Source organism: Kosakonia cowanii JCM 10956 = DSM 18146 (assembly GCF_001975225.1).
In the GTDB taxonomy this organism is placed as follows: domain Bacteria; phylum Pseudomonadota; class Gammaproteobacteria; order Enterobacterales; family Enterobacteriaceae; genus Kosakonia; species Kosakonia cowanii.
Genome location: NZ_CP019445.1, coordinates 135,693 through 162,285, shown reverse-complemented (window position 1 = coordinate 162,285; position 26,593 = coordinate 135,693). Strand labels below are relative to the sequence as shown.

The 26,593-nt window shown below is 56.9% G+C and carries 20 protein-coding genes, 1 tRNA gene, 2 rRNA genes and 1 riboswitch; of the genes, 11 read left to right on the top strand and 12 right to left on the bottom strand.

Features of this window, described 5'->3' with window-relative positions:
- Position 1 precedes the first annotated feature (1 nt).
- Both rpoC and BWI95_RS00740 read left to right on the top strand, forming a co-directional pair.
- A complete protein-coding gene (gene rpoC / locus BWI95_RS00745) occupies positions 2–4,225 on the top strand; it encodes a DNA-directed RNA polymerase subunit beta' (RefSeq protein WP_023479382.1) in 4,224 nt (1,407 codons plus the stop codon).
- A 142-nt stretch (positions 4,226–4,367) separates the two neighbouring features.
- On the top strand, positions 4,368–5,429 hold the full coding sequence (locus BWI95_RS00740; RefSeq protein ID WP_076768835.1) for an alpha/beta hydrolase family protein: 1,062 nt from the start codon (positions 4,368–4,370) through the stop codon (positions 5,427–5,429).
- Here BWI95_RS00740 and BWI95_RS00735 read toward each other — a convergent pair.
- The 10 genes from BWI95_RS00735 to BWI95_RS00690 all read right to left on the bottom strand — a co-directional run bounded on the left by BWI95_RS00735 (position 5,359) and on the right by BWI95_RS00690 (position 13,658).
- Positions 5,359–6,396, bottom strand: coding sequence for a helix-turn-helix domain-containing protein (locus tag BWI95_RS00735; RefSeq protein WP_076768834.1), 1,038 nt, complete (start codon positions 6,394–6,396; stop codon positions 5,359–5,361). The genes BWI95_RS00740 and BWI95_RS00735 overlap by 71 nt on opposite strands.
- A gap of 136 nt (positions 6,397–6,532) precedes the next feature.
- Entirely contained in the window at positions 6,533–6,850 is a 318-nt protein-coding gene (locus BWI95_RS00730) for a PTS lactose/cellobiose transporter subunit IIA (protein ID WP_023479392.1), read from the bottom strand.
- A gap of 4 nt (positions 6,851–6,854) precedes the next feature.
- Positions 6,855–7,160: a PTS sugar transporter subunit IIB gene (locus tag BWI95_RS00725; RefSeq protein ID WP_023479403.1), complete on the bottom strand. Its 306-nt coding sequence runs from the start codon at positions 7,158–7,160 to the stop codon at positions 6,855–6,857.
- A gap of 337 nt (positions 7,161–7,497) precedes the next feature.
- Positions 7,498–8,652, bottom strand: a complete 1,155-nt coding sequence (thiH, locus tag BWI95_RS00720) for a 2-iminoacetate synthase ThiH (protein WP_076768833.1) — start codon at positions 8,650–8,652, stop codon at positions 7,498–7,500.
- Positions 8,649–9,419, bottom strand: coding sequence for a thiazole synthase (thiG, locus tag BWI95_RS00715; RefSeq protein ID WP_054804423.1), 771 nt, complete (start codon positions 9,417–9,419; stop codon positions 8,649–8,651). The genes thiH and thiG overlap by 4 nt, the downstream gene beginning before the upstream one ends.
- A 1-nt stretch (position 9,420) precedes the next feature.
- Complete coding sequence (thiS, locus tag BWI95_RS00710) at positions 9,421–9,621, bottom strand: sulfur carrier protein ThiS (protein ID WP_054804422.1); 201 nt, start codon at positions 9,619–9,621, stop codon at positions 9,421–9,423.
- Positions 9,605–10,360 (bottom strand): HesA/MoeB/ThiF family protein, encoded by a 756-nt coding sequence (locus BWI95_RS00705; protein WP_054804421.1) that lies wholly within the window; start codon positions 10,358–10,360, stop codon positions 9,605–9,607. The genes thiS and BWI95_RS00705 overlap by 17 nt, the downstream gene beginning before the upstream one ends.
- Positions 10,353–10,988: a thiamine phosphate synthase gene (gene thiE / locus BWI95_RS00700; protein ID WP_076768831.1), complete on the bottom strand. Its 636-nt coding sequence runs from the start codon at positions 10,986–10,988 to the stop codon at positions 10,353–10,355. Before thiE ends, BWI95_RS00705 begins: the two co-directional genes overlap by 8 nt.
- Positions 10,988–12,880 (bottom strand): phosphomethylpyrimidine synthase ThiC, encoded by a 1,893-nt coding sequence (thiC, locus tag BWI95_RS00695; protein WP_076768830.1) that lies wholly within the window; start codon positions 12,878–12,880, stop codon positions 10,988–10,990. Before thiC ends, thiE begins: the two co-directional genes overlap by 1 nt.
- Before the next feature lie 83 nt (positions 12,881–12,963).
- Positions 12,964–13,100, bottom strand: a riboswitch (TPP riboswitch).
- A gap of 54 nt (positions 13,101–13,154) precedes the next feature.
- A complete protein-coding gene (locus BWI95_RS00690) occupies positions 13,155–13,658 on the bottom strand; it encodes an Rsd/AlgQ family anti-sigma factor (RefSeq protein WP_023479394.1) in 504 nt (167 codons plus the stop codon).
- Positions 13,659–13,737: 79 nt separating this feature from the next.
- Between BWI95_RS00690 and nudC the strand changes: the two genes are divergently transcribed.
- From nudC to BWI95_RS00660, 6 genes are all read left to right on the top strand, one after another.
- Complete coding sequence (gene nudC, locus BWI95_RS00685; RefSeq protein WP_054804420.1) at positions 13,738–14,511, top strand: NAD(+) diphosphatase; 774 nt, start codon at positions 13,738–13,740, stop codon at positions 14,509–14,511.
- Between the two features lie 39 nt (positions 14,512–14,550).
- Positions 14,551–15,615, top strand: coding sequence for a uroporphyrinogen decarboxylase (gene hemE, locus BWI95_RS00680; protein ID WP_023479397.1), 1,065 nt, complete (start codon positions 14,551–14,553; stop codon positions 15,613–15,615).
- Between the two features lie 9 nt (positions 15,616–15,624).
- Positions 15,625–16,305 carry a deoxyribonuclease V gene (gene nfi, locus BWI95_RS00675; protein ID WP_034812663.1) on the top strand — a complete coding sequence of 227 codons (681 nt, stop codon included), beginning with the start codon at positions 15,625–15,627 and terminating at the stop codon, positions 16,303–16,305.
- A 33-nt stretch (positions 16,306–16,338) separates the two neighbouring features.
- Positions 16,339–16,929, top strand: coding sequence for a YjaG family protein (locus tag BWI95_RS00670; protein ID WP_023479398.1), 591 nt, complete (start codon positions 16,339–16,341; stop codon positions 16,927–16,929).
- A gap of 186 nt (positions 16,930–17,115) precedes the next feature.
- Positions 17,116–17,388 (top strand): nucleoid-associated protein HU-alpha, encoded by a 273-nt coding sequence (gene hupA, locus BWI95_RS00665; protein WP_002884342.1) that lies wholly within the window; start codon positions 17,116–17,118, stop codon positions 17,386–17,388.
- Between the two features lie 12 nt (positions 17,389–17,400).
- Positions 17,401–18,093, top strand: a complete 693-nt coding sequence (locus BWI95_RS00660) for a DUF1481 domain-containing protein (protein WP_180344366.1) — start codon at positions 17,401–17,403, stop codon at positions 18,091–18,093.
- A 186-nt stretch (positions 18,094–18,279) separates the two neighbouring features.
- Here BWI95_RS00660 and purD read toward each other — a convergent pair whose 3' ends face one another.
- Complete coding sequence (gene purD / locus BWI95_RS00655) at positions 18,280–19,575, bottom strand: phosphoribosylamine--glycine ligase (RefSeq protein WP_076768829.1); 1,296 nt, start codon at positions 19,573–19,575, stop codon at positions 18,280–18,282.
- A 15-nt stretch (positions 19,576–19,590) separates the two neighbouring features.
- Complete coding sequence (gene purH, locus BWI95_RS00650) at positions 19,591–21,180, bottom strand: bifunctional phosphoribosylaminoimidazolecarboxamide formyltransferase/IMP cyclohydrolase (protein ID WP_054804419.1); 1,590 nt, start codon at positions 21,178–21,180, stop codon at positions 19,591–19,593.
- A gap of 569 nt (positions 21,181–21,749) precedes the next feature.
- Here purH and BWI95_RS00635 point away from each other — a divergent pair.
- The 3 genes from BWI95_RS00635 (at position 21,750) to BWI95_RS00625 (ending at position 26,562) form a co-directional block, all read left to right on the top strand.
- A 16S ribosomal RNA gene (locus tag BWI95_RS00635) occupies positions 21,750–23,291 on the top strand.
- Between the two features lie 84 nt (positions 23,292–23,375).
- Positions 23,376–23,451, top strand: a tRNA-Glu gene (locus BWI95_RS00630).
- A gap of 201 nt (positions 23,452–23,652) precedes the next feature.
- Positions 23,653–26,562 (top strand): 23S ribosomal RNA (locus BWI95_RS00625).
- The 16S and 23S rRNA genes sit together here with 1 tRNA gene alongside, the layout of an rRNA operon.
- The last annotated feature ends 31 nt before the right edge of the window (positions 26,563–26,593 follow it).

Sequence of the window (26,593 nt, the reverse complement as noted above, 5' to 3'; positions counted from 1 at the left end):
CGTGAAAGACTTATTAAAGTTTCTGAAAGCGCAAACTAAAACCGAAGAGTTTGATGCGATCAAAATTGCTCTGGCTTCGCCAGACATGATCCGTTCATGGTCTTTTGGTGAAGTTAAGAAGCCAGAAACCATCAACTACCGTACGTTCAAACCTGAGCGTGACGGCCTTTTCTGTGCGCGTATTTTCGGGCCAGTAAAAGATTATGAGTGCCTGTGCGGTAAGTACAAGCGCCTGAAACACCGCGGTGTGATCTGTGAGAAGTGCGGCGTTGAAGTGACCCAGACTAAAGTGCGACGTGAGCGCATGGGCCACATCGAACTGGCTTCCCCGACCGCGCACATTTGGTTCCTGAAATCACTGCCGTCCCGTATCGGTCTGCTGCTGGATATGCCGCTGCGTGATATCGAACGCGTTCTCTACTTCGAATCCTATGTGGTTATCGAAGGTGGGATGACCAACCTGGAACGTAACCAGATCCTGACTGAAGAGCAGTATCTGGACGCGCTGGAAGAGTTCGGTGACGAATTTGACGCGAAGATGGGCGCCGAAGCGATCCAGGCCCTGCTGAAAAGCATGGATCTGGAGCAAGAGTGCGAACAGCTGCGTGAAGAGCTGAACGAAACCAACTCCGAAACCAAACGTAAGAAGCTGACCAAGCGTATCAAGCTGCTGGAAGCGTTCGTACAGTCTGGTAACAAGCCGGAGTGGATGATCCTGACCGTTCTGCCAGTGCTGCCGCCGGACCTGCGTCCGCTGGTTCCGCTGGACGGTGGTCGTTTCGCAACGTCGGATCTGAACGATCTGTACCGTCGCGTGATCAACCGTAACAACCGTCTGAAACGTCTGCTGGATCTGGCGGCGCCGGACATCATCGTACGCAACGAAAAACGTATGCTGCAGGAAGCGGTCGACGCCCTGCTGGATAACGGCCGTCGCGGTCGTGCGATCACCGGTTCCAACAAGCGTCCGCTGAAATCTTTGGCCGATATGATCAAAGGTAAGCAGGGTCGTTTCCGTCAGAACCTGCTCGGTAAGCGTGTTGACTACTCCGGTCGTTCTGTAATCACCGTAGGTCCATACCTGCGTCTGCATCAGTGCGGTCTGCCGAAGAAAATGGCGCTGGAGCTGTTCAAACCGTTCATTTACGGCAAGCTGGAACTGCGTGGCCTCGCCACCACCATCAAAGCCGCGAAGAAAATGGTTGAGCGCGAAGAAGCTGTCGTTTGGGATATCCTTGACGAAGTTATCCGCGAACACCCGGTACTGCTGAACCGTGCACCAACACTGCACCGTCTGGGTATCCAGGCGTTTGAACCGGTACTGATCGAAGGTAAAGCGATCCAGCTGCACCCGCTGGTTTGTGCGGCATACAACGCCGACTTCGATGGTGACCAGATGGCTGTTCACGTACCGCTGACGCTGGAAGCACAGCTGGAAGCGCGTGCGCTGATGATGTCTACCAACAACATCCTCTCTCCGGCGAACGGCGAACCAATCATCGTTCCGTCTCAGGACGTTGTACTGGGTCTCTACTACATGACCCGTGACTGTGTTAACGCCAAAGGCGAAGGCATGGTGCTGACTGGCCCGAAAGAAGCTGAGCGTATTTATCGCGCTGGCCTGGCCTCTCTGCATGCGCGCGTTAAAGTGCGTATCACCGAATATGAAAAAGATGCTAACGGCGAGTTCGTTGCGACCACCAGCCTGAAAGACACGACCGTTGGCCGTGCCATTCTGTGGATGATCGTACCGAAAGGTCTGCCTTTCTCCATCGTCAACCAGGCGCTGGGCAAGAAAGCGATCTCCAAAATGCTGAACACCTGTTACCGCATTCTGGGTCTGAAGCCGACCGTTATCTTCGCTGACCAGACGATGTACACCGGCTTTGCTTATGCAGCGCGTTCAGGTGCATCCGTTGGTATTGATGACATGGTCATCCCGGAGAAGAAACACGAGATCATCTCCGAAGCGGAAGCTGAAGTTGCTGAAATTCAGGAGCAGTTCCAGTCTGGTCTGGTAACCGCGGGCGAACGCTATAACAAAGTTATCGATATTTGGGCCGCGGCGAACGATCGCGTATCCAAAGCGATGATGGATAACCTGCAGACTGAAACCGTTATTAACCGTGACGGCGTTGAAGAGCAGCAGGTTTCCTTTAACAGCATCTACATGATGGCCGACTCCGGTGCGCGTGGTTCTGCGGCCCAGATTCGTCAGCTTGCTGGTATGCGTGGTCTGATGGCGAAGCCGGATGGCTCCATCATCGAAACGCCGATCACCGCGAACTTCCGTGAAGGTCTGAACGTACTCCAGTACTTCATCTCCACGCACGGTGCGCGTAAAGGTCTGGCGGATACCGCACTGAAAACCGCGAACTCCGGTTACCTGACCCGTCGTCTGGTTGACGTGGCACAGGATCTGGTTGTAACCGAAGACGATTGTGGCACCCTCGAAGGGATCACCATGACGCCGGTTATCGAAGGTGGCGACGTTAAAGAGCCGCTGCGCGATCGCGTTCTGGGTCGTGTGACCGCTGAAGATATTCTGAAGCCGGGCACCGCAGACATTCTGGTTCCGCGCAACACGCTGCTGCACGAACAGTGGTGTGACCTGCTGGAAGCGAACTCTGTCGACTCCGTGAAAGTGCGTTCCGTTGTATCCTGCGACACCGACTTTGGTGTGTGCGCCCACTGCTATGGTCGTGACCTGGCGCGTGGCCACATCATCAACAAAGGTGAAGCAATCGGCGTTATCGCAGCACAGTCCATCGGTGAGCCGGGTACACAGCTGACGATGCGTACGTTCCACATCGGTGGTGCGGCATCGCGTGCGGCTGCTGAATCCAGCATCCAGGTGAAAAACAAAGGTAGCATCCGTCTGAGCAATGCGAAGTCGGTTGTTAACTCCAGCGGTAAGCTGGTGGTCACCTCCCGTAACACTGAGCTGAAACTGATCGACGAATTCGGTCGTACCAAAGAGAGCTATAAAGTGCCTTACGGTGCGGTGATGGCGAAGGGTGATGGCGAGCAGGTTGCCGGCGGTGAAACCGTTGCAAACTGGGATCCGCACACCATGCCGGTAATCACCGAAGTGGCTGGTTTCATCCGCTTCACCGACATGATCGATGGTCAGACGATTACCCGTCAGACCGACGAACTGACCGGTCTCTCTTCGCTGGTGGTTCTGGACTCTGCAGAGCGTACCGCTGGCGGTAAAGACCTGCGTCCGGCACTGAAAATCGTTGATGCCAATGGTAACGACGTACTGATCCCAGGCACCGATATGCCTGCCCAGTACTTCCTGCCGGGTAAAGCGATTGTTCAGCTGGAAGATGGCGTACAGATCAGCTCCGGTGACACCCTGGCACGTATTCCGCAGGAATCCGGCGGTACCAAGGATATTACCGGTGGTCTGCCGCGCGTTGCGGATCTGTTCGAAGCACGTCGTCCGAAAGAGCCGGCAATCCTGGCTGAAATCAGCGGTATTATTTCCTTCGGTAAAGAGACCAAAGGGAAACGCCGTCTGGTGATCACGCCGGTTGACGGTAGCGATCCGTATGAAGAGATGATCCCGAAATGGCGTCAGCTCAACGTGTTTGAAGGTGAACGTGTAGAACGTGGTGACGTGGTTTCCGACGGTCCGGAAGCACCGCACGACATTCTGCGTCTTCGTGGCGTACACGCGGTAACGCGTTATATCACCAACGAAGTACAGGACGTTTACCGTCTGCAGGGCGTTAAGATCAACGATAAGCACATCGAAGTTATCGTTCGTCAGATGCTGCGTAAAGCCACCATCGTGAACGCGGGCAGCTCCGAGTTCCTGGAAGGCGAGCAGGTTGAATACTCTCGCGTCAAGATTGCTAACCGCGATCTCGAATCGAACGGCAAAATCAGTGCAACCTATGCACGCGATCTGCTGGGTATCACCAAAGCGTCTCTGGCGACCGAGTCCTTCATCTCCGCGGCATCGTTCCAGGAGACGACTCGTGTGCTTACCGAAGCAGCCGTTGCGGGCAAACGCGACGAACTGCGCGGTCTGAAAGAGAACGTTATCGTGGGTCGTCTGATCCCGGCCGGTACCGGTTATGCGTACCACCAGGATCGTATGCGCCGTCGCGCCGCTGGCGAACTGCCGGCAGCACCGCAGGTCACTGCGGAAGACGCGTCCGCGAGCCTTGCAGAACTGCTGAACGCAGGTCTGGGTGGTTCCGACAACGAGTAATCGTTTCTCGTTATAAAAACCCGCTTCGGCGGGTTTTTTTATGCCCGAAATCCGCTAAACCGGTCCTCGATCGCGTTTCAGGACGCCCGCCGCACAAGGGACGGGCACACTCAGCGTTCTGTTAACCCATCAGGAACGCATGATGTCCCTACGCACACTCATTCTCTGTTTTACGCTTCTTCTGAGCGGCATAACCCATGCCGACACCGCCTTCCGCCAGCTGCATCTGCAAGAGGATAAAGCCCGCCCGCTTGATGTCGCCATCTGGTATCCGACTGCACAAACCGGCACCCCGGAAACGGTGGGCGACAACCCGGTTTTTGTCGGCACACTGGCTCTGCGTAACGCACAGCCCGCAACCGGTAAACATCCCTTATTACTGCTGTCACACGGTTACGGCGGCAACTGGCGCAACCTGAACTGGCTGGCGCAGCGCATGGCGGCGCAGGGGTATATCGTCGCTGCGCCCGATCATCCGGGCACCACCACCCGCAATAAAGCGCAGCAGGATGCCTGGCAGCTCTGGCAGCGGCCGCGCGATTTGCGCCGCGTAATGAATGACCTGATTGGCGATCCTGCTATTGCTGGTCAAGTGGATACCCGACGCATTGCTGCGCTCGGCCACTCGCTGGGTGGCTGGACGGTGATGGAGCTGGCAGGCGCCCGTTTCGATGCCGGGCGTTTTCAAACGGATTGTAAAAGCCATCCCGCGCTGGCGGGCTGTAAGCTGATCCCAGCCCTCGGCATCAATCGTCCTGAGTCGTCTGCCCCGTTGAGGGAGAGCCAGCGCGAGCCGCTGATCAAAGCCGTTGTTTCGCTGGATTTGGGGCTGGCGCGCGGTTTCACGCCGGAGAGCCTCGCGCAACTGAATGTGCCGGTGCTGATTCTCTCCGCGCAGGCCGACAGCGACGAGTTACCTGCCCGGCTGGAGTCCGGCTATCTGCAACACTACATTCCGGCGACGAAGCAGCAGGCACAAAGCGTTACGGGCGCAACCCACTTTAGTTTTATGCAACTCTGCAAGCCCGGCGCGAAAGCATTGATTGAGGCGCAGGATCCGGGCGAAGGGATTGTGTGTGAGGATGGCGGTTCGCTAAGCCGGGCTGACATTCATCAGCGGCTTAGCGACACGATCACGGCTTTTCTGCAACAGGCACTGGATTACCCACCGCGCGGCGAAACTCCGTCGGACTCACGCCGCTGATACGCACAAACTCGCGGTTAAAGTTGGATTTGGTGGCAAAGCCAGCATCCAGCATGATGCTGGTGACGGGCGCGTCGGTGGTGAGCAGCAGATGTTGGGCATAGTGAATGCGAAAGCCGTTAATCCACTGTGAGACATTGCAGCCGCGCACCGCATTAACCGCCCGCGAAATCTGGCGCGCAGGGATCACCCATTTTCTCGCCAGCAGATCGAGCGTCAGGTCGCTATTGAGAAACAGCTGCTGTTCAGTAAGGCGCCTCTCCAGCTTTTCGCAGAGCGTCACCAGATCGCTGTCCAACTCCACGCTTTGTACGTCGGCTGGCGGTATTAGCGGTGTTTCAGCAGCGGCGGGCATTTTCTTGCCGCTGTAGAGAATAGCGAGGCAGATAAACGGCAGCAGTATCGCCTGCGAGAGGGCGACGAGGCGCGGTGCCTGCAAGCCGTCATACCAGGCGAAGTCGAGCATAATCGCCAGATCGGTCAGGCCGCTAAAGCAGAGAAACGCCCCGGCAAGAAAGGCCATCACCGAGGTGCTACGCGCATCTGTTAACCGCGCCAGCACAAAGGCATCCGCGCCCCGGTGAGCGGTCCAAATCAACGCGCCGCCGTAACCGATGTAGAGCAGCATCAGAACAAAGTCGGTAGACATAGGCGCAATCAGGTTCAGCGCCAGCGCGATGGCAGGTGGCAGCAGCGAGGCAAGGCGTTCAGAGGTACGGCTTTGATCGGTGACGCGGGCAAAACAGCGCCATGCCAGCGGCGGTAGCGCAATCGCCAGCATCGACTGTAGTTGTCGCAAAATTAGCGCATCAAATTGCCAGCGCAGCGCCGTCATCAGCACCAGCAGCGTACAGCCGGTGATAAAGGTGGCGAGAGTGCGATAGCCGGAGGGGCGTTGTAGCCAGACCTTCGCCAGCAGCATCAGTAGCAGGGAGAGGGTAAAAAACGGAACGGGAATGGCGGGCATCAGGCACCTGCGGTGGTGATTACGATCGGCGAATGCCATGTTGTGCCATAAAACGACGCGGAATACACCTCACCGTTTTGGCAGCAATAAAAAACGCCCGGTAAAGCGGGCGTCTCTTATGGGACTGAAGCGACAATCAAGCGCGCGGGGGAAGCCTGCGGTAGATCTCAATCAGGTCGTCGGCCAGATCCTGGATGACCATCGCGTTCATCAGGTGGTCCTGCGAGTGAACGGTGATCAGATTGACCGGCAGTTTACCGGTGCCTTCGTCCAGACCGATTAGCTGGGTCTGGATTTTGTGGGCGGCTTTAACAAATTCGCGTGACTCCTCCATCGCTTTTTCCGCGTCGTCGAAATCGCCTTTGCGCGCCATCTGCAGCGCGGTCAGTGCCTGGCTGCGCGCCGCACCGGCGTTGACCAGCAGTTCCATAATGATGGTTTCTAACTCTTCCACGCGCTCACTCCAGCAGCTTAAGGGCTTTTTCCAGTACGACATCGCCTTTCATCATGCCGTAATCCATCATATCGATCACCGCCACCTTCTTGCCCAGCGGCTCGGCCTGCGCCTGCAGTTTTGCCTGCTCATACTTCACCTGCGGCCCCAGCAACACGATATCTGCCGTTGCAATCTCATCTTTAAAGTCCGCAACAGGAACCGCTTTGATGGTGACCTCGACGCCTTTCTTTTGCGCCGCGTCTTTCATTCGTTGCACCAACATGCTGGTGGACATACCTGCTGCACAGCATAAAACGATGTTTTTCATAGTCAGCCTCGGTGTTGATGGGATAATTGATAATTATCCGTCGGCGTTGACTTCAACAACCGCTTTACGGTGATTGTGTGTCTGGCATCACAAAGAAAGGGCAGCGAATGTGAAACCGGTTACAACCTGACATCACTTCGTTTCACTCCTTGCATGACCGTCGTTGGTCGCGCTGTTTTTCAGCGTGATAAGCAGCGTACCTGCCAAAGGGGGGGCGGAGCGGGAGAGGGGAACGGCGCCCGCTCCGGTCAGTGTACGCTGACGAAGCAAGGTTGCCGCAGCGGGCGCTGTGGTGCCAGCGCCCGAATTTCACTTTACGTAACAGGCCGCAAGAAAATTAACTGTTTATCAGCGTATTACTCTTTTTTTGCGGCACCCGTCCCAGCCAGCTATCCCAGTCTTTCCACACCGGTTGCAGCCCACGGGCGATCAGCGCATCGGCGACCGCCTCCGGGCGACGTCCATCATGGGGCGAGAACTGCTCCAGCTCCGGGTGATCGTCGGCATAGCCGCCGGGCTGCGTTTTAGAAAACGCACTGACATTGTTGATGGCGAGGGGAATAACATGATCGCGAAAGTGCGGCGACTCGCGCGTCGATAACGACAGTTCGGTATCCGGTGCTAGCAGGCGAAAGGCGCAAATGGTCTGCACCAGTTGTTTCTCGTCCATGATTGACGCCGGTTCGATCCCGCCCGCGCAGGGGCGCAGGCGAGGAAACGACACCGAGTAGCGGCTCTGCCAGTAGTGCTGCTGTAACCAGAGCAGATGCTCCGCCACCATGTAGCAGTCGACACGCCAGCTATCGGATAACCCCATCAGCGCGCCAAGGCCGATCTTGTCGATCCCCGCACGGCCAAGGCGATCCGGCGTCTCCAGCCGCCAGAAAAAGTCCTGCTTTTTGCCGCGCAGATGATGCCGGGCATACTGCGCCTCGTGGTAGGTCTCCTGGTAGACCATCACGCCATCCAGCCCAAGCCCTTTTAGTTCACGATACTCCTCTTCGGAGAGCGGCTGCACTTCCATCTGCAATGAGGCGAACTGGCGGCGAATAGCGGGGAAATGGCGGCGAAAATAGTCCATTCCCACTTTTCCCTGATGCTCGCCGGTGACCAGCAGCAGATGCTCAAACCCCAGTTCACGCAGGGCAGCGCACTCGCGAGCGATCTCCTCCTCATCCAGCGTTTTGCGCTTCAAATGGTTGCTCATGGAGAAACCGCAATAGGTGCAGTCATTAGCGCAGAGATTCGACAGATAGAGCGGGACATAAAAACTGACGGTGTTGCCAAAGCGCTGGCGGGTCAGGCGCTGCGCTTTTTGCGCTAGCGGCTCCAGCAGCTCGCTGGCCGCCGGGGAGAGCAGGGCCATCATATCGTCGTGGGTCACTTGCCGGGCGTTAAGCGCGCGCTCGACGTCAGCGGTGGTCTTGCTGTGAATACGCAGGCGGATATCATCCCAGTTCAGCTGCCGCCAGCGGTCGGTAAACGTATTCATTGCAGCGTCTCCAGAAAACCGGTCAGCGGGCTGGTGGCCGCGGCGTAGTGTTGGCGGGCGCCCGGAACGGCACGACGCGCCAGTGCCCCGGCTTCCACCGCCAGACGAAACGCGCGCGCCATGGCGACCGGATCATCCGCAACGGCGATGGCGGTGTTGACCAGCACTGCATCCGCGCCCATCTCCAGCGCCAGTGCGGCGTGGCTTGGCGCGCCGATGCCGGCATCGATCACCACCGGAACATTGGCCTGCTCAATGATGATCTCCAGCATGGCGCGGGTCTCCAGGCCCTGATTCGAGCCAATCGGCGCGCCGAGCGGCATTACGGCTGCGCACCCCACCTCTTCCAGCCGTTTGCATAACACCGGATCTGCGCCGCAGTAGGGCAGCACCACAAACCCGCTCTGCACCAGCTTTTCTGCCGCGCGCAGGGTTTCGATAGGGTCCGGCAGCAGCCAGCGCGCATCGGGGTGGATCTCCAGCTTCAGCCAGTGTGTGCCCAGCGCTTCTCGCGCCAGTTGGGCGGCAAAGATCGCCTCTTCGGCATTTTTCGCGCCGGAGGTGTTTGGCAGCAGGGTGACGCCCGCGTCTATCAGCGGCTGCAAAATGGCGTCATTGCGCTGGCGTAAATCGACGCGCTTCATTGCCAGCGTCACCAGCTCGCTGCCCGCAGCCTGAATCGACTCCACCATCAGCTGCGGCGTGGCGAATTTTCCCGTGCCGGTAAAGAGGCGTGAAGAAAAGGTTTTATCTGCAATACGTAACATCTCAACCCCCTGCGATAACCTGAAACAGCAGGATGCGATCGCCATCCTGCAACTGTTGTTCTTCCCAGCGCTCGCGCGGCAGAATCGCCTCGTTTAGCGCCAGCGCGACGCCCGGCTTTAACTGTTCAAGCTCCTTAAGCAGGTCGGCAACGCTGAGCATTTGTGCGCAGGTCATCGGTTCATCATTAACGCGAATCTGCATGATGCCCTCCGCAGACCGGGCAGACGCTGGCGCGCTGCAATGCGAGGGTGCGCCACAGGTTGGTGCGGGCGTCAAACAGCCGCAGCTCCCCCTGCGCCGCCTGCATGCCGGTTAACAGCTTGATCGCTTCCAGTGCCTGCATCGCCCCCATAATGCCGACCACCGGGCCGACAATGCCCGCCGTACGGCAGTTACGTTCCGGTTCGCGCTCATCGGGCCACAAGCAGCGGTAGCAGCCCTGCTCCCAGGGCGGGGTGAGTACCAGCAACTGGCCGCCAAAACCGACGGCGCTGGCGGAAACCAGCGGCGTATTACGCGCTACGCAGGCGGCGTTAATCGCCTGGCGGGTCTGCATGTTATCGCTGCAATCGAGCACCACATCGGCGCGTGAGACCTCTTCGAGCAGCGCGTCGCCGCTGAGCCGCTGTGAGAGGGAGACCAGTTCAATCTCCGGGTTTAGCTGATGCAGCCGCTCTGCTGTCACCGAGGCTTTTGGCTGGTTGATGTCGCGCGAGGTAAAGAGGATCTGTCTTTGCAGGTTGCTCAGGTGCACGGCATCGTCATCCGCCAGCACCAGCATGCCGACACCCGCGCCCGCCAGGTAGGCGGCGGCCGGCGCGCCAAGACCGCCAAGGCCGACAATCAATACCCGGCTGTCGAGCAGCTTCTGTTGCCCGGCGATGGCGATCTCCTCCAGCAAGATCTGGCGGCTGTAGCGCATAAAGTCGTGATCATTCATCGCCCACCCCCGCGAGATCCAGCAGCTGCCGCGTGGCCTGCTGCCACTCATCCGCCTGGGTAATGGCGCTGACCACGGCAATGCTGCCGACGCCCGTTGCCAGCACCTCTGGCGCGCGCGCAAGGCTGATACCGCCAATCGCTACCGTCGGGTAGTCGCCGAGCCGCGCAACGTGGCGCGTAAGCGTTGCCAGCCCCTGCGGAGCGGAAGGCATCTGCTTGGTTTGCGTCGGGAAAACGTGGCCCAGGGCGATATAGGAGGGGCGTGCCGCCAGCGCGACATCAATTTCCATATCATCATGGGTGGAGAGGCCGAGCCGCAGCCCGGCCTGGCGAATGGCGGTTAAGTCGGTAGTGGCCAGATCCTCCTGACCGAGATGCACGCCGTAGGCCTGGTGTTTAATCGCCAGCCGCCAGTAATCGTTGATAAACAGCCGCGCGTTGTAACGGCGCGCAAGGGCAATAGCGGCCATCACGTCCGCTTCCACCTCTTCGTCGCGCTTATCTTTGATACGCAGTTGCAGGGTGCGCACACCTGCATCCAGCAGGCGGGCGATCCACTCCACGCTATCGACCACCGGATAGAGCCCGAGGCGAAAGGGCACCGGCGGGAAATCAGGCTGGTACATTACGCCTCCTCCTGTTTCAGGTAGATCTCCCCGCCGCGGGCGCGGAAGTCGCTGGCTTTATCCGCCATGCCCGCGTCGATGCTCTGCGCGGCGGCGTAGTCACGTACCTCCTGCGAAATCTTCATCGAGCAGAATTTCGGCCCGCACATCGAGCAGAAGTGCGCCACTTTGCCCGACTCCTGCGGCAGGGTTTCATCGTGATAGGCGCGGGCGGTGAAGGGGTCGAGGGCGAGGTTAAACTGATCTTCCCAGCGGAACTCAAATCGCGCTTTAGACATGGCGTTATCGCGGATCTGCGCGCCAGGGTGGCCTTTGGCCAGATCCGCAGCGTGGGCGGCGATTTTGTAGGTAATCAGCCCCTGTTTGACATCCTCTTTGTTCGGCAAGCCGAGGTGCTCTTTCGGCGTGACATAGCAGAGCATCGCGCAGCCAAACCAGCCAATCATTGCCGCGCCGATGCCAGAGGTGAAGTGGTCATAGCCCGGCGCGATATCGGTGGTGAGCGGCCCAAGAGTGTAGAAGGGCGCTTCGTGGCAGCTCTCCAGCTCTTCGGTCATATTGCGGCGGATCATCTGCATCGGCACATGGCCAGGGCCTTCAATCATCACCTGCACGTCATACTCCCAGGCGATTTTGGTCAGTTCACCCAGCGTATGCAGCTCGGCGAATTGCGCTTCGTCATTGGCGTCCTGAATCGATCCCGGGCGCAGGCCGTCTCCCAAAGAGAGAGAGACGTCGTAGGCGGCGCAAATCTCGCAGATCTCGCGGAAGTGGGTGTAGAGGAAGTTCTCCTGATGGTGCGAAAGGCACCACTTCGCCATGATTGAGCCGCCGCGCGAGACAATGCCCGTCAGGCGCTGCGCGGTCATCGGCACATAGCGCAGCAGCACACCGGCATGGATGGTGAAGTAGTCGACTCCCTGTTCCGCCTGCTCCAGCAGGGTGTCGCGGAACACTGACCAATTGAGATCTTCAGCGATCCCATTAACCTTTTCGAGCGCCTGGTAGATCGGAACCGTGCCGATCGGCACCGGGCTGTTACGCAGGATCCACTCGCGGGTTTCATGAATATAGCGACCGGTAGAGAGATCCATCACCGTATCCGCGCCCCAGCGGGTTGACCACACCAGCTTCTCCACTTCTTCTTCAATTGATGAGGTGACGGCTGAGTTGCCGATATTGGCGTTCACTTTCACCAGGAAGTTGCGGCCAATGATCATCGGCTCTGATTCTGGATGGTTGATGTTGGCGGGAATAATGGCCCGGCCCGCCGCCACTTCAGCGCGGACAAACTCCGGCGTAATGTTCTCCGGCAGCCGCGCGCCAAACCCTTCGCCCGGATGCTGGCGACGCAGCACTTCACTGCGAATGCGCTCACGCCCCATGTTTTCGCGCAGGGCGATAAATTCCATTTCGGGGGTAATGATGCCCAAACGGGCATAGTGCAGCTGCGTCACGCATTTATCTGCTTTGGCGCGACGCGGCGTCAGCAGGCCGCTAAAACGCAGCGCATCAAGGCCGTCATCCGCCAGGCGCTGGTTGGTATAGGCCGAGCTGCGATGGTCCAGCTCTTCGCTGTCATCGCGGGCGGCGATCCACGCTGCGCGCAGCTTAGCCAGCCCCTGCTGCACATCAATGGCAATCGCCGGATCGCCGTACGGACCGGAGGTGTCATACACCGGCACCGCCTCGTTCTCTTCATACTGCGGGGCGGTTTTGGCACCGCCGACGAGCGTCGGGCTGAGCTGGATTTCACGCATTGGCACGCGAATATCGGGCTGTGAGCCAGTGAGGTAGATGCGGCGGGAGTTGGGGAAAGCGGTGCCTTCCAGCGTATCGATAAAGTGTTGCGCCTGGGCGCGTTGTTCACGGCGTGAAGTAGTAGTAGACATAGCTCATTCCAGTGTCAAAGGAGATGGCTTGTCAGACGACGGATGGAGTAATAGCAGCAAACCGCCCGTGAGGGTGGAGTGGTGGATGGATTACTCTTGTTCCCTTCGCAGGTATTAGCCTGATCAGGTTCCGCGGATCCCGAATTAACGGTCTCAGCCTTTTTACACCTCAGCTTTCAGAAAGCGTGGGTGTAAAAGAGTGGCACTCCGACAAGAAAAACCCCCGCCCGAAGCGGGGGACTGTTTTTTAAACTACGCGTTATTGGTTAAGAACTCAAGCCGGGCGCGCCATCCCGGTTTCATCATTGGCGCTTTCGCTGAGGTGGTTATCAAACGCCAGCGTGATCAGCTGATCTTCCAGCGTAAAACGCGCCGCCAGCGCTTCACCGATGTCTGAGAGAGCCTGCTGGAACTCCATGCAGTTGTCATCATCGATGGACTGTTCGAGGCTGGAATCATAATGTTTCATGATTTCAACGGTATTGGCTTCGAGCTGCGGGTAGAGCTGAGTCGCCGCTAAAAGTGGGCTGGCGCCTTCCATTTCATTGATGATGCGTTCATAAATAGTGAAATGACCGGCGGAAAGGTATTCAACCAGGTTATGGCAAAAATCATCCAGCGCTTTTTCGTTAAGCTGCATGTACGACCCTTTGCCCGGCTTGATTCCCACCAGATTGTAATAGGAGATAAGCAACTGCTTACGTTCGTTGAGCCAGAAATCGATAAGCTTGTTACTTCCCCCCAGTCGTTCTGTCAGGCTTTCTAACTGGTTCAGCATAAATGACTCCGCAAAATGTAAGATTAAAAATGATGTAATAATAATGTTAATAACATGCCAGTGAAGCTAAGGTCGCGCAATGGTACAAACTCTTGAAGCTCATCACCGTGGCTGGTGGATAGTCAGCCATGAACAAAAATTATGGTTGCCCGCTGGAGAATTACCACATGGAGAGGCAGGAAATTTCGATCTTGTGGGTCAACCCGCGCAAATTATCGGCGAATGGCAGGGAGAGAGCGTCTGGCTTGTTCGCCAGCAGCGCTCCAACGAGATGGGATCGGTACGTTTACTGATCGATCAGGATACCGTGCTGTTCCAGTTAGCCGGGCGCGGCGTGCAGCTGGCCGAGTTTTACCGATCGCATCAGTTTTGCGGCTACTGTGGGCACACCATGCACCCCAGCAAAACCGAGTGGGCGATGCTCTGCGACCAATGCCGGGAACGCTACTATCCACAAATTGCCCCCTGCATTATTGTCGCTATTCGCCGCGATGATAGCCTGCTACTTGCCCAGCATACGCGTCATCGTAATGGTGTGTATACCGTGCTGGCCGGATTTGTTGAGGTCGGCGAGACGCTGGAGCAGGCGGTAGCACGCGAGGTGATGGAGGAGAGCGGGATTAAAATCAAGAACCTGCGTTATGTCACCTCCCAGCCGTGGCCCTTCCCGCAATCATTAATGACTGCGTTTATGGCCGAGTACGAGAGCGGTGAGATCGTCATTGATACCAAAGAGCTGATCGATGCTGGCTGGTATCGCTATGACGACCTGCCGCTGCTCCCACCGCCGGGTACCGTCGCGCGCCGCCTGATCGAGGATACCGTGGCGATGTGTCGGGCAGAGAGCGAATAAGGTGTATATACTGGCGGCCTGACGCTTGAGGAACTGACAATGACCGAACTGAAAAACGATCGTTACCTGCGCGCGCTTCAGCGCCAGCCAGTAGATATGACGCCGGTATGGATGATGCGCCAGGCAGGCCGCTATTTGCCGGAATATAAGGCGACCCGTGCGCAAGCCGGCGACTTTATGTCGCTGTGCCGCAATGCGGAGCTGGCCTGTGAAGTGACGATGCAGCCCCTGCGCCGCTACAAGCTGGATGCGGCGATCCTCTTCTCTGACATCCTGACGGTGCCAGACGCGATGGGGCTGGGGCTCTATTTCGAAGCCGGTGAAGGACCGCGTTTTAGCCATCCCATCACCTGTAAAGCGGATGTGGACAAGCTGCCGGTGCCGGACCCGGAAGATGAGCTGGGTTACGTGATGAACGCCGTGCGCACTATCCGCCGTGAGCTGAAAGGCGAAGTGCCGCTGATTGGTTTCTCCGGCAGCCCGTGGACGCTGGCGACCTATATGATTGAAGGCGGCAGCAGCAAAGCGTTCACTAAAATCAAAAAGATGATGTACGCCGAGCCGCTGGTGCTGCATGCACTGCTGGATAAGCTGGCGCAGAGCGTCACCTCCTATCTCAACGCGCAGATCCGCGCTGGCGCACAGTCGGTAATGATTTTCGACACCTGGGGCGGCGTGCTGACCGGACGCGATTACCAGCAGTTCTCTCTCTACTACATGCATAAAATCGTCGATGGCCTGCTGCGTGAAAACGAAGGGCGTCGCGTGCCGGTGACCCTGTTTACCAAAGGCGGCGGCCAGTGGCTGGAAGCGATGGCGGCGACCGGCTGCGATGCGCTCGGCCTTGACTGGACCACCGATATTGGCGATGCGCGCCGTCGCGTTGGCGACAAAGTGGCGCTGCAGGGCAACATGGATCCCTCTATGCTTTATGCGCCGCCTGCACGCATTGAGGAAGAAGTGTCTACAATTCTCTCTGGCTTTGGCAAAGGCGAAGGCCATGTATTTAACCTCGGTCACGGCATCCATCAGGATGTCCCGCCGGAACATGCAGGAGTATTTGTCGAGGCGGTTCACCGTCTGTCGGCCCCCTGGCATCAATAAGGAGTGAATATGGATCTCGCGTCGCTACGCGCACAACAACTTGAACTGGCCTCTTCCGTGATCCGCGAGGATCGTCTTGATAAAGATCCGCCGACGTTGATCGGCGGGGCGGATGTCGGTTTCGAGCAGGGTGGCGAAGTGACGCGGGCGGCAATGGTGCTGCTCACCTGGCCTTCGCTGGAACTGGTTGAGTATCAGGTGGCGCGTATCGCCACCACCATGCCCTATATTCCCGGCTTCCTCTCATTTCGTGAGTATCCCGCGCTGCTGGCGGCGTGGGAGATGTTGTCGCAAAAACCCGATTTACTCTTTGTCGACGGGCATGGGATCTCCCATCCGCGCCGTCTTGGCGTTGCCAGCCATTTTGGCCTGCTGGTGGATGTGCCGACCATCGGCGTGGCGAAAAAACGGCTGTGCGGGAAGTTCGAACCGCTGGCCGATGAGCCCGGTGCGCTATCGCCGCTGATGGATAAAGGCGAACAGCTGGCGTGGGTATGGCGCAGCAAAGCGCGCTGTAATCCGCTCTTCGTCGCTACCGGTCATCGCGTCAGCCAGGATACTGCGCTGGCGTGGGTGCAGCGCTGCATGAAGGGCTACCGCTTGCCGGAGCCAACGCGCTGGGCAGACGCCGTGGCATCGGGTCGCCCCGCCTTTGCGCGATGGCAGGCAATTCAGCGCGATATCGGGTAAACTGCGGCGCATTACCGTTTTTGAGAAGCGATCATGTTACAAAACCCGATTCATCTGCGACTGGAAAAGCAGGAAAGCTGGCAGCACGTTGTTTTCATGGCCTGTCTGTGCGAGCGCATGTACCCCAACTATGCGCTGTTCTGCCGCCAGACCGGCTTTGGCGATGCGCAGCTCTATCGCCGTATCCTTGACCTGGTGTGGGAAACAGAGACCGTCAAAGATGCGAAGGTCAATTTCGACAGCCAGCTTGAGAAGCTGGAAGAGGGGATCCCCGCCGCAGAGGATTACGATCTCTACGGTGTCTACCCGGCGATTGACGCCTGTGTGGCGCTGAGCGAGTTGATTCATTCGCGTCTGAGCGGTGAAACGCTGGAACACGCCATTGAAGTCAGCAAGACCTCAATCACCACCGTGGCGATGCTGGAAATGACGCAGCAGGGCCGCGAAATGACCGATGAAGAGCTGGGTCTTAACCCCGCTGTAGAGCAGGAATGGGATATCCAGTGGGAGATTTTCCGCCTTTTGGCCGCCTGCGAAGAGCGCGATATTGACCTGATCAAAGGCTTGCGCGCAGACCTGCGCGAGGCTGGCGAGAGTAATATCGGTATAAATTTGCAGCAATGAGACAATAAAACGTGATTTAAGGCCTGTTTTGTCGCGCCTGAAGGCTTCCCTTCTGACCCCCGTCTGGTCTACATTTGGGGGGCGAAAAAAAGTGGCTATCGGTGCGTGTATGCAGGAGAGTGCTTTTGAGGCATTTCCGTCGCACTCGATGCTTAGCAAGCGATAAACACATTGAAAGGATAACTTATGAACAAGACTCAACTGATTGATGTAATTGCAGACAAGGCTGATCTGTCTAAAGCGCAAGCGAAAGCTGCACTGGAATCCACCCTGGCTGCCATTACTGAGTCTCTGAAAGAAGGCGATGCGGTACAACTGGTTGGTTTCGGCACTTTCAAAGTGAACCACCGCGCTGAGCGTACTGGCCGCAACCCGCAGACCGGTAAAGAAATCAAAATCGCCGCAGCTAACGTGCCGGCATTTGTTTCTGGCAAAGCACTGAAAGACGCTGTTAAGTAAGACAGCATGGCAGTGAACAGTTTTGTCGAAGGGGCGGTAACGCCCCTTTTGTCATACTGGCGTCGCCCGCTTTTGCTGGTCGGCGCACTGCTGCTTGCCGCCTGTAGCCACGATTCGTCATTGCCGCCCTTTACCGCCAGCGGTTTCGCCGGCGATCAGGGCGCAATACGCATCTGGCGTAAAGATTCAGGCGGTGAGACCCACCTGCTCTCCGCATTTAGCCCGTGGCACCGCGGGAACACCTCTTTAGCTGAGTATCGCTGGCAAGGCGATGCGCTAACCCTTATTGAACTCAATATCTACGCCAACCCGCCTGAACATATTCGCGTGCGTTTTGACGATCGCGGTGAGTTGAGCTTTATGCAGCGTGAAGTGAACGGCCAGAAGCAGCAGCTCTCCAGCGACCAGATTGCGCTTTATCGCTACCGCGCCGAACAGATCCGCCAGACCAGCGATGCGCTGCGTCAGGGACGTGTTGTATTGCGTCAGGGGCGATGGCAGGCAAATAACACGGTGCAGACCTGTGAAGGACAGACCGTGAAGCCAGAGCTTGATACGTGGGCGTTAAACCATATTGCGCAGCGCCAGAGCCGTTCGTCGCTGGCGGTGAGCGTGGCGTGGCTGGAAGCGCCGGAAGGGGCACAGCTGTTGCTGGTGGCGAATGAGGATTTCTGTCACTGGCAGCCGACGGAGAAGAACTTTTAGCGTTGGCGTCATCGGTGTGTTGCCCGATGGCGGCGATGCCTTATCGGGCCTACGAAAAGCACTTTCACGACAGTGAGGTGTGTTCCGTAGGCCGGATAAGCGAAGCGCCATCCGGCAATCACGCAACTTATGAGCGTTGTCATGTAAGCCGGGTCAGCAAAATCCCACCCGGCCGTGGATCGCGTATTACTTGCTGCCCTGTTCGCGGGCAATCGCGCGGTAACCAATATCGCTGCGGCTAAAGCTGCCATCCCAGTGGATATCGGTCATCAGCGCATAAGCGCGCTGCTGCGCTTCGGCAACGGTGTCACCGAGCGCGGTCACGCACAGCACACGTCCGCCGTTGGTCAGCACCCGATCGTCGTCAGCAAGCGTGGTACCGGCGTGGAACACTTTCCCGTCCGCAACCTCTTCCAACGGCAGGCCGTGGATCTGCTCGCCATTGCGATAGTTACCCGGATAGCCTCCGGCAGCCATCACCACACCAAGCGATGCGCGCGCATCCCATTTCGAGACTTTCTCATCCAGCTTGCCGTCACAGGCTGCCAGGCAGAGTTCTACCAGGTCTGATTGCAGGCGCAGCATAATCGGCTGCGTCTCCGGGTCGCCAAAGCGGCAGTTGAACTCGATCACCTTTGGGTTGCCCTGCTTATCGATCATCAGCCCGGCATAAAGGAAACCGGTGTAGGTATTCCCTTCTGCCGCCATGCCGCGCACGGTGGGCCAGATGACCTGATCCATTGCCCGCTGGTGCACTTCATCGGTCACCACCGGCGCCGGGGAGTACGCGCCCATACCGCCGGTATTCGGGCCGGTATCGCCGTCGCCGACGCGTTTGTGATCCTGGCTGGTCGCCATTGGCAGCACATGCTCGCCGTCGACCATCACAATAAAGCTCGCCTCTTCGCCGTCGAGAAACTCCTCAATCACAATGCGGTGGCCCGCATCGCCAAAGGCGTTACCGGCCAGCATATCGTTGACTGCCGCTTCCGCCTCTTCCAGCGTCATGGCGACAATCACCCCTTTACCTGCTGCCAGACCGTCCGCTTTAATGACGATCGGCGCGCCTTTCTTGCGCAGGTAAGCCAGCGCTGGCTCTACCTCGGTAAAGTTCTGGTACTCCGCCGTCGGAATATTGTGGCGGGCGAGGAAATCTTTGGTGAAGGCTTTGGAGCCCTCCAGCTGTGCCGCGCCCTGCGTCGGGCCAAAAATTTTCAGCCCCTGCGCGCGAAAGGCATCAACCACGCCAATCACCAGCGGCGCTTCCGGGCCAACGATGGTCAGATCGATCTTCTCGCTCTGGGCGAAATTAACCAGCGCCGGAATATCCGTCGCGCTAATCGCCACGTTTTGCAGCGTCGGCTCCAGCGCTGTGCCTGCGTTACCCGGTGCGACAAAGACAGTTTCAACCCGTTTCGACTGGGCCGCTTTCCAGGCCAGCGCGTGTTCGCGCCCGCCGTTACCAATCACTAATACTTTCATTCTCTGCTCCGTGGATTAATGGCGGAAGTGACGCATGTCGGTGAAGATCATCGCGATGCCGTGCTCGTCGGCGGCGGCAATCACTTCGTCATCGCGGATAGATCCGCCCGGCTGGATAACGCAGCTCACGCCGACAGCGGCAGCGGCATCAATACCATCACGGAACGGGAAGAAGGCGTCAGAGGCCATTGCGGAACCTTTCACTTCCAGCCCTTCGTCAGCGGCTTTGATACCAGCGATCTTCGCAGAGTAGACACGGCTCATCTGGCCTGCGCCAATGCCAATAGTCATGTTCTCTTTGGCATAGACGATGGCGTTGGATTTAACGAACTTCGCTACCTTCCAGCAGAACAGCGCATCGCGCAGCTCCTGCTCGGTCGGCTGGCGCTTGCTGACCACGCGCAGCTCATTGGCGGTTACCATGCCCAGGTCGCGATCCTGAACCAGCAGGCCGCCATTGACGCGTTTGAAATCGAGGCCCGGTACGCGCGCTGTCCACTGGCCGCAGACCAGTACGCGGACGTTCTGTTTGGCGGCGGTAATGCTCAGCGCTTCCTTAGTGGCAGAAGGGGCGATAATCACTTCCACAAACTGGCGGGAGATAATGGCCTGCGCCGTTTCAGCATCCAGTTCGCGGTTGAAAGCGATAATGCCGCCGAACGCTGAGGTCGGGTCGGTTTTATAAGCGCGATCGTAAGCTTCGAGAATCGAGCCACCGACTGAGACACCGCACGGGTTGGCGTGTTTCACAATCACGCAGGCGGGTTCATCAAACTCTTTCACGCACTCCAGCGCCGCGTCGGTGTCGGCGATGTTGTTATAGGAGAGCGCTTTGCCCTGCAGCTGCTGCGCGGTGGCAACGGAAGCCTCTTTGATCTCTTCTTCTATATAGAAGGCAGCATGCTGGTGGCTGTTTTCACCGTAGCGCATATCCTGCTTCTTGATGAAGTTGAGGTTTAACGTGCGCGGGAAGCGGCCGGCTGGCTCTTTGCTCTCGCCATGATAGGCGGGCACCAGGCTGCCGAAGTAGTTGGCGATCATGCTGTCGTAAGCGGCGGTGTGCTCAAAGGCTTTGATCGCGAGGTCGAAACGGGTTTCCAGCGTCAGCGAGCCGTCGTTGGCATCCATTTCATTAATGATAGTGGTGTAGTCGCTGCTCTTAACCACGATGGCGACATCTTTATGGTTCTTTGCGGCGGAGCGCACCATGGTTGGGCCGCCGATATCGATATTCTCAACGGCGTCTTCCAGCGAGCACCCTTCACGGGCAACGGTCTGGGCGAAGGGGTAGAGGTTAACCACCACCATGTCGATTGGGGCGATGGCGTGCTGCGCCATGATGTCATCATCCTGGCCGCGACGGCCGAGAATGCCGCCGTGCACTTTCGGGTGCAGGGTTTTTACGCGTCCATCCATCATTTCCGGGAAACCGGTGTAGTCGGAGACTTCGGTCACCGGCAGGCCTTTATCTGCCAGCAGGCGAGCGGTTCCGCCGGTAGAGAGCAGTTCGACGCCACGCTGGGAGAGCGCCTGGGCGAATTCGACGATACCGGCCTTATCAGAAACACTGAGCAGGGCGCGGCGGACTGGACGACGTTGTTGCATGGTAAATCCCCTGGATTTGACTTTAACAGAGAGCGTTAGCTGAATTTTCGCTTCTTTATTATGGGAAGATTCAGCTAACACCCCAGGCAGGGCGGATTAATTTTGCGCGGGCATTGTAACGAAAACGTTTGCGCAACGCTCGGGAATTTTTCCACTTTTGGCGCTTTGTGGATAACTCTGTGTGTAAATGCGTATAAGGGCGGCTTTTGCTGTGGAATGCAGCAGTCAGTCATTTTTATGTCATTTTTCTATTGCGGGGTGCGGAGAACTCCCTATAATGCGCCTCCATCGACACGGCGCTAAGCAAACAACAGCTTGCAGCGACGTTAAGTCGGAAGAGAAAAAATCCTGAAATTCAGGGTTGACTCTGAAAGAGGAAAGCGTAATATACGCCACCTCGCGACAGAGCGCTGAAGCGCGTCGCAACTGCTCTTTAACAATTTATCAGACAATCTGTGTGGGCACTCAGGTGACATGGATTCTTAACGTCCTCGGACGATAAATGAATACCAAGTCTCACGGGTGAACACGTAATTCATTACGGTTTAATTCGATGAGCATCAAACTTTAAATTGAAGAGTTTGATCATGGCTCAGATTGAACGCTGGCGGCAGGCCTAACACATGCAAGTCGAACGGTAACAGGAAGCAGCTTGCTGCTTTGCTGACGAGTGGCGGACGGGTGAGTAATGTCTGGGAAACTGCCTGATGGAGGGGGATAACTACTGGAAACGGTAGCTAATACCGCATAACGTCGCAAGACCAAAGAGGGGGACCTTCGGGCCTCTTGCCATCAGATGTGCCCAGATGGGATTAGCTAGTAGGTGGGGTAACGGCTCACCTAGGCGACGATCCCTAGCTGGTCTGAGAGGATGACCAGCCACACTGGAACTGAGACACGGTCCAGACTCCTACGGGAGGCAGCAGTGGGGAATATTGCACAATGGGCGCAAGCCTGATGCAGCCATGCCGCGTGTATGAAGAAGGCCTTCGGGTTGTAAAGTACTTTCAGCGGGGAGGAAGGCGATGCGGTTAATAACCGCGTCGATTGACGTTACCCGCAGAAGAAGCACCGGCTAACTCCGTGCCAGCAGCCGCGGTAATACGGAGGGTGCAAGCGTTAATCGGAATTACTGGGCGTAAAGCGCACGCAGGCGGTCTGTCAAGTCGGATGTGAAATCCCCGGGCTCAACCTGGGAACTGCATCCGAAACTGGCAGGCTTGAGTCTCGTAGAGGGGGGTAGAATTCCAGGTGTAGCGGTGAAATGCGTAGAGATCTGGAGGAATACCGGTGGCGAAGGCGGCCCCCTGGACGAAGACTGACGCTCAGGTGCGAAAGCGTGGGGAGCAAACAGGATTAGATACCCTGGTAGTCCACGCCGTAAACGATGTCGACTTGGAGGTTGTGCCCTTGAGGCGTGGCTTCCGGAGCTAACGCGTTAAGTCGACCGCCTGGGGAGTACGGCCGCAAGGTTAAAACTCAAATGAATTGACGGGGGCCCGCACAAGCGGTGGAGCATGTGGTTTAATTCGATGCAACGCGAAGAACCTTACCTGGTCTTGACATCCACAGAACTTTCCAGAGATGGAAAGGTGCCTTCGGGAACTGTGAGACAGGTGCTGCATGGCTGTCGTCAGCTCGTGTTGTGAAATGTTGGGTTAAGTCCCGCAACGAGCGCAACCCTTATCCTTTGTTGCCAGCGGTTAGGCCGGGAACTCAAAGGAGACTGCCAGTGATAAACTGGAGGAAGGTGGGGATGACGTCAAGTCATCATGGCCCTTACGACCAGGGCTACACACGTGCTACAATGGCGCATACAAAGAGAAGCAATCTCGCGAGAGCCAGCGGACCTCATAAAGTGCGTCGTAGTCCGGATTGGAGTCTGCAACTCGACTCCATGAAGTCGGAATCGCTAGTAATCGTGAATCAGAATGTCACGGTGAATACGTTCCCGGGCCTTGTACACACCGCCCGTCACACCATGGGAGTGGGTTGCAAAAGAAGTAGGTAGCTTAACCTTCGGGAGGGCGCTTACCACTTTGTGATTCATGACTGGGGTGAAGTCGTAACAAGGTAACCGTAGGGGAACCTGCGGTTGGATCACCTCCTTACCTTAAAGAACCTTTCCCTGTAGTGTCCACACAGATTGTCTGATGAAAAGTAAATAGCAAGGCGTCTTGCGAGTGAGACTTTGTGTCCCCTTCGTCTAGAGGCCCAGGACACCGCCCTTTCACGGCGGTAACAGGGGTTCGAATCCCCTAGGGGACGCCACTTGCTGGTCTGTGAGTGAAAGTCACCTGCCGATGTATCTCAAACCTGATTCCTGTCTGACAGCGAGTCATGTATGAGATATTTGCTCTTTAAAAATCTGGATCAAGCTGAAAATTGAAACACAGAACAATGCGAATTGTTCCGTGAGTCTCTCAAATTTTCGCAACTGATGATGTTTTACGAAACGTCTTCGGGTTGTGAGGTTAAGCGACTAAGCGTACACGGTGGATGCCCTGGCAGTCAGAGGCGATGAAGGACGTGCTAATCTGCGAAAAGCGCCGGTAAGGTGATATGAACCGTTACAGCCGGCGATGTCCGAATGGGGAAACCCAGTGCAATCCGTTGCACTATCACAGCATGAATACATAGTGCTGTGAGGCGAACCGGGGGAACTGAAACATCTAAGTACCCCGAGGAAAAGAAATCAACCGAGATTCCCCCAGTAGCGGCGAGCGAACGGGGAACAGCCCAGAGCCTGAATCAGCCTGAGTGTTAGTGGAAGCGTCTGGAAAGTCGCGCGATACAGGGTGACAGCCCCGTACACAAAAGCACTCTTGCTGTGAGCTCGATGAGTAGGGCGGGACACGTGGTATCCTGTCTGAATATGGGGGGACCATCCTCCAAGGCTAAATACTCCTGACTGACCGATAGTGAACCAGTACCGTGAGGGAAAGGCGAAAAGAACCCCGGCGAGGGGAGTGAAACAGAACCTGAAACCGTGTACGTACAAGCAGTGGGAGCCTCTTTTATGGGGTGACTGCGTACCTTTTGTATAATGGGTCAGCGACTTATATTCTGTAGCAAGGTTAACCGTATAGGGGAGCCGCAGGGAAACCGAGTCTTAACTGGGCGTTAAGTTGCAGGGTATAGACCCGAAACCCGGTGATCTAGCCATGGGCAGGTTGAAGGTTGGGTAACACTAACTGGAGGACCGAACCGACTAATGTTGAAAAATTAGCGGATGACCTGTGGCTGGGGGTGAAAGGCCAATCAAACCGGGAGATAGCTGGTTCTCCCCGAAAGCTATTTAGGTAGCGCCTCGTGAATTCATCTCCGGGGGTAGAGCACTGTTTCGGCTAGGGGGCCATCCCGGCTTACCAACCCGATGCAAACTACGAATACCGGAGAATGTTATCACGGGAGACACACGGCGGGTGCTAACGTCCGTCGTGAAGAGGGAAACAACCCAGACCGCCAGCTAAGGTCCCAAAGTCATGGTTAAGTGGGAAACGATGTGGGAAGGCACAGACAGCCAGGATGTTGGCTTAGAAGCAGCCATCATTTAAAGAAAGCGTAATAGCTCACTGGTCGAGTCGGCCTGCGCGGAAGATGTAATAGTCACTGTCGAGCGCTGCGCGGAGATACGGCTAAACCATGCACCGAAGCTGCGGCAGCGACACTATGTGTTGTTGGGTAGGGGAGCGTTCTGTAAGCCGTCGAAGGTGGCCTGTGAGGGCTGCTGGAGGTATCAGAAGTGCGAATGCTGACATAAGTAACGATAAAGCGGGTGAAAAGCCCGCTCGCCGGAAGACCAAGGGTTCCTGTCCAACGTTAATCGGGGCAGGGTGAGTCGACCCCTAAGGCGAGGCCGAAAGGCGTAGTCGATGGGAAACAGGTTAATATTCCTGTACTTGGTGTTACTGCGAAGGGGGGACGGAGAAGGCTATGTCGGCCGGGCGACGGTTGTCCCGGTTTAAGCGTGTAGGTGTGTGTTCCAGGTAAATCCGGTTCACTTTAACACTGAGGCGTGATGACGAGGCACCACGGTGCTGAAGTGACAAATGCCCTGCTTCCAGGAAAAGCAGCATCAGGTAACACGAAATCGTACCCAAACCGACACAGGTGGTCAGGTAGAGAATACCAAGGCGCTTGAGAGAACTCGGGTGAAGGAACTAGGCAAAATGGTGCCGTAACTTCGGGAGAAGGCACGCTGGTGTGTAGGTGAAGCGACTTGCTCGCGGAGCTGAAACCAGTCGAAGATACCAGCTGGCTGCAACTGTTTATTAAAAACACAGCACTGTGCAAACACGAAAGTGGACGTATACGGTGTGACGCCTGCCCGGTGCCGGAAGGTTAATTGATGGGGTCAACCGCAAGGTGAAGCTCTTGATCGAAGCCCCGGTAAACGGCGGCCGTAACTATAACGGTCCTAAGGTAGCGAAATTCCTTGTCGGGTAAGTTCCGACCTGCACGAATGGCGTAATGATGGCCAGGCTGTCTCCACCCGAGACTCAGTGAAATTGAACTCGCTGTGAAGATGCAGTGTACCCGCGGCAAGACGGAAAGACCCCGTGAACACACTGAACATTGAGCCTTGATGTGTAGGATAGGTGGGAGGCTTTGAAGCGTGGACGCCAGTCTGCGTGGAGCCAACCTTGAAATACCACCCTTTAATGTTTGATGTTCTAACGTGGACCCGTGATCCGGGTTGCGGACAGTGTCTGGTGGGTAGTTTGACTGGGGCGGTCTCCTCCTAAAGCGTAACGGAGGAGCACGAAGGTCAGCTAATCCTGGTCGGACATCAGGAGGTTAGTGCAATGGCATAAGCTGGCTTGACTGCGAGCGTGACGGCGCGAGCAGGTGCGAAAGCAGGTCATAGTGATCCGGTGGTTCTGAATGGAAGGGCCATCGCTCAACGGATAAAAGGTACTCCGGGGATAACAGGCTGATACCGCCCAAGAGTTCATATCGACGGCGGTGTTTGGCACCTCGATGTCGGCTCATCACATCCTGGGGCTGAAGTAGGTCCCAAGGGTATGGCTGTTCGCCATTTAAAGTGGTAGAGCTGGGTTTAGAACGTCGTGAGACAGTTCGGTCCCTATCTGCCGTGGGCGCTGGAGAATTGAGGGGGGCTGCTCCTAGTACGAGAGGACCGGAGTGGACGCATCACTGGTGTTCGGGTTGTCATGCCAATGGCACTGCCCGGTAGCTAAATGCGGAAGAGATAAGTGCTGAAAGCATCTAAGCACGAAACTTGCCCCGAGATGAGTTCTCCCTGAGACTTTAAGTCTCCTGAAGGAACGTTGAAGACGACGACGTTGATAGGCCGGGTGTGTAAGCGCAGCGATGCGTTGAGCTAACCGGTACTAATGAACCGTGAGGCTTAACCTTACAACGCCGAAGATGTTTTGGCGGATGAGAG

Coding starts and splice junctions, on each gene's coding strand:
- BWI95_RS00705 (WP_054804421.1), bottom strand. CDS start 10,360: ATGAATGATCACGACTTTATGCGCTACAGCCGCCAGATCTTGCTGGAG.
- BWI95_RS00690 (WP_023479394.1), bottom strand. CDS start 13,658: ATGCTGAACCAGTTAGAAAGCCTGACAGAACGACTGGGGGGAAGTAAC.
- nfi (WP_034812663.1), top strand. CDS start 15,625: ATGGATCTCGCGTCGCTACGCGCACAACAACTTGAACTGGCCTCTTCC.
- thiH (WP_076768833.1), bottom strand. CDS start 8,652: ATGAATACGTTTACCGACCGCTGGCGGCAGCTGAACTGGGATGATATC.
- purD (WP_076768829.1), bottom strand. CDS start 19,575: ATGAAAGTATTAGTGATTGGTAACGGCGGGCGCGAACACGCGCTGGCC.
- thiE (WP_076768831.1), bottom strand. CDS start 10,988: ATGTACCAGCCTGATTTCCCGCCGGTGCCCTTTCGCCTCGGGCTCTAT.
- thiG (WP_054804423.1), bottom strand. CDS start 9,419: ATGTTACGTATTGCAGATAAAACCTTTTCTTCACGCCTCTTTACCGGC.
- hemE (WP_023479397.1), top strand. CDS start 14,551: ATGACCGAACTGAAAAACGATCGTTACCTGCGCGCGCTTCAGCGCCAG.
- hupA (WP_002884342.1), top strand. CDS start 17,116: ATGAACAAGACTCAACTGATTGATGTAATTGCAGACAAGGCTGATCTG.
- thiS (WP_054804422.1), bottom strand. CDS start 9,621: ATGCAGATTCGCGTTAATGATGAACCGATGACCTGCGCACAAATGCTC.
- BWI95_RS00740 (WP_076768835.1), top strand. CDS start 4,368: ATGTCCCTACGCACACTCATTCTCTGTTTTACGCTTCTTCTGAGCGGC.
- BWI95_RS00670 (WP_023479398.1), top strand. CDS start 16,339: ATGTTACAAAACCCGATTCATCTGCGACTGGAAAAGCAGGAAAGCTGG.
- BWI95_RS00735 (WP_076768834.1), bottom strand. CDS start 6,396: ATGCCCGCCATTCCCGTTCCGTTTTTTACCCTCTCCCTGCTACTGATG.
- BWI95_RS00725 (WP_023479403.1), bottom strand. CDS start 7,160: ATGAAAAACATCGTTTTATGCTGTGCAGCAGGTATGTCCACCAGCATG.
- thiC (WP_076768830.1), bottom strand. CDS start 12,880: ATGTCTACTACTACTTCACGCCGTGAACAACGCGCCCAGGCGCAACAC.
- nudC (WP_054804420.1), top strand. CDS start 13,738: ATGGTACAAACTCTTGAAGCTCATCACCGTGGCTGGTGGATAGTCAGC.
- purH (WP_054804419.1), bottom strand. CDS start 21,180: ATGCAACAACGTCGTCCAGTCCGCCGCGCCCTGCTCAGTGTTTCTGAT.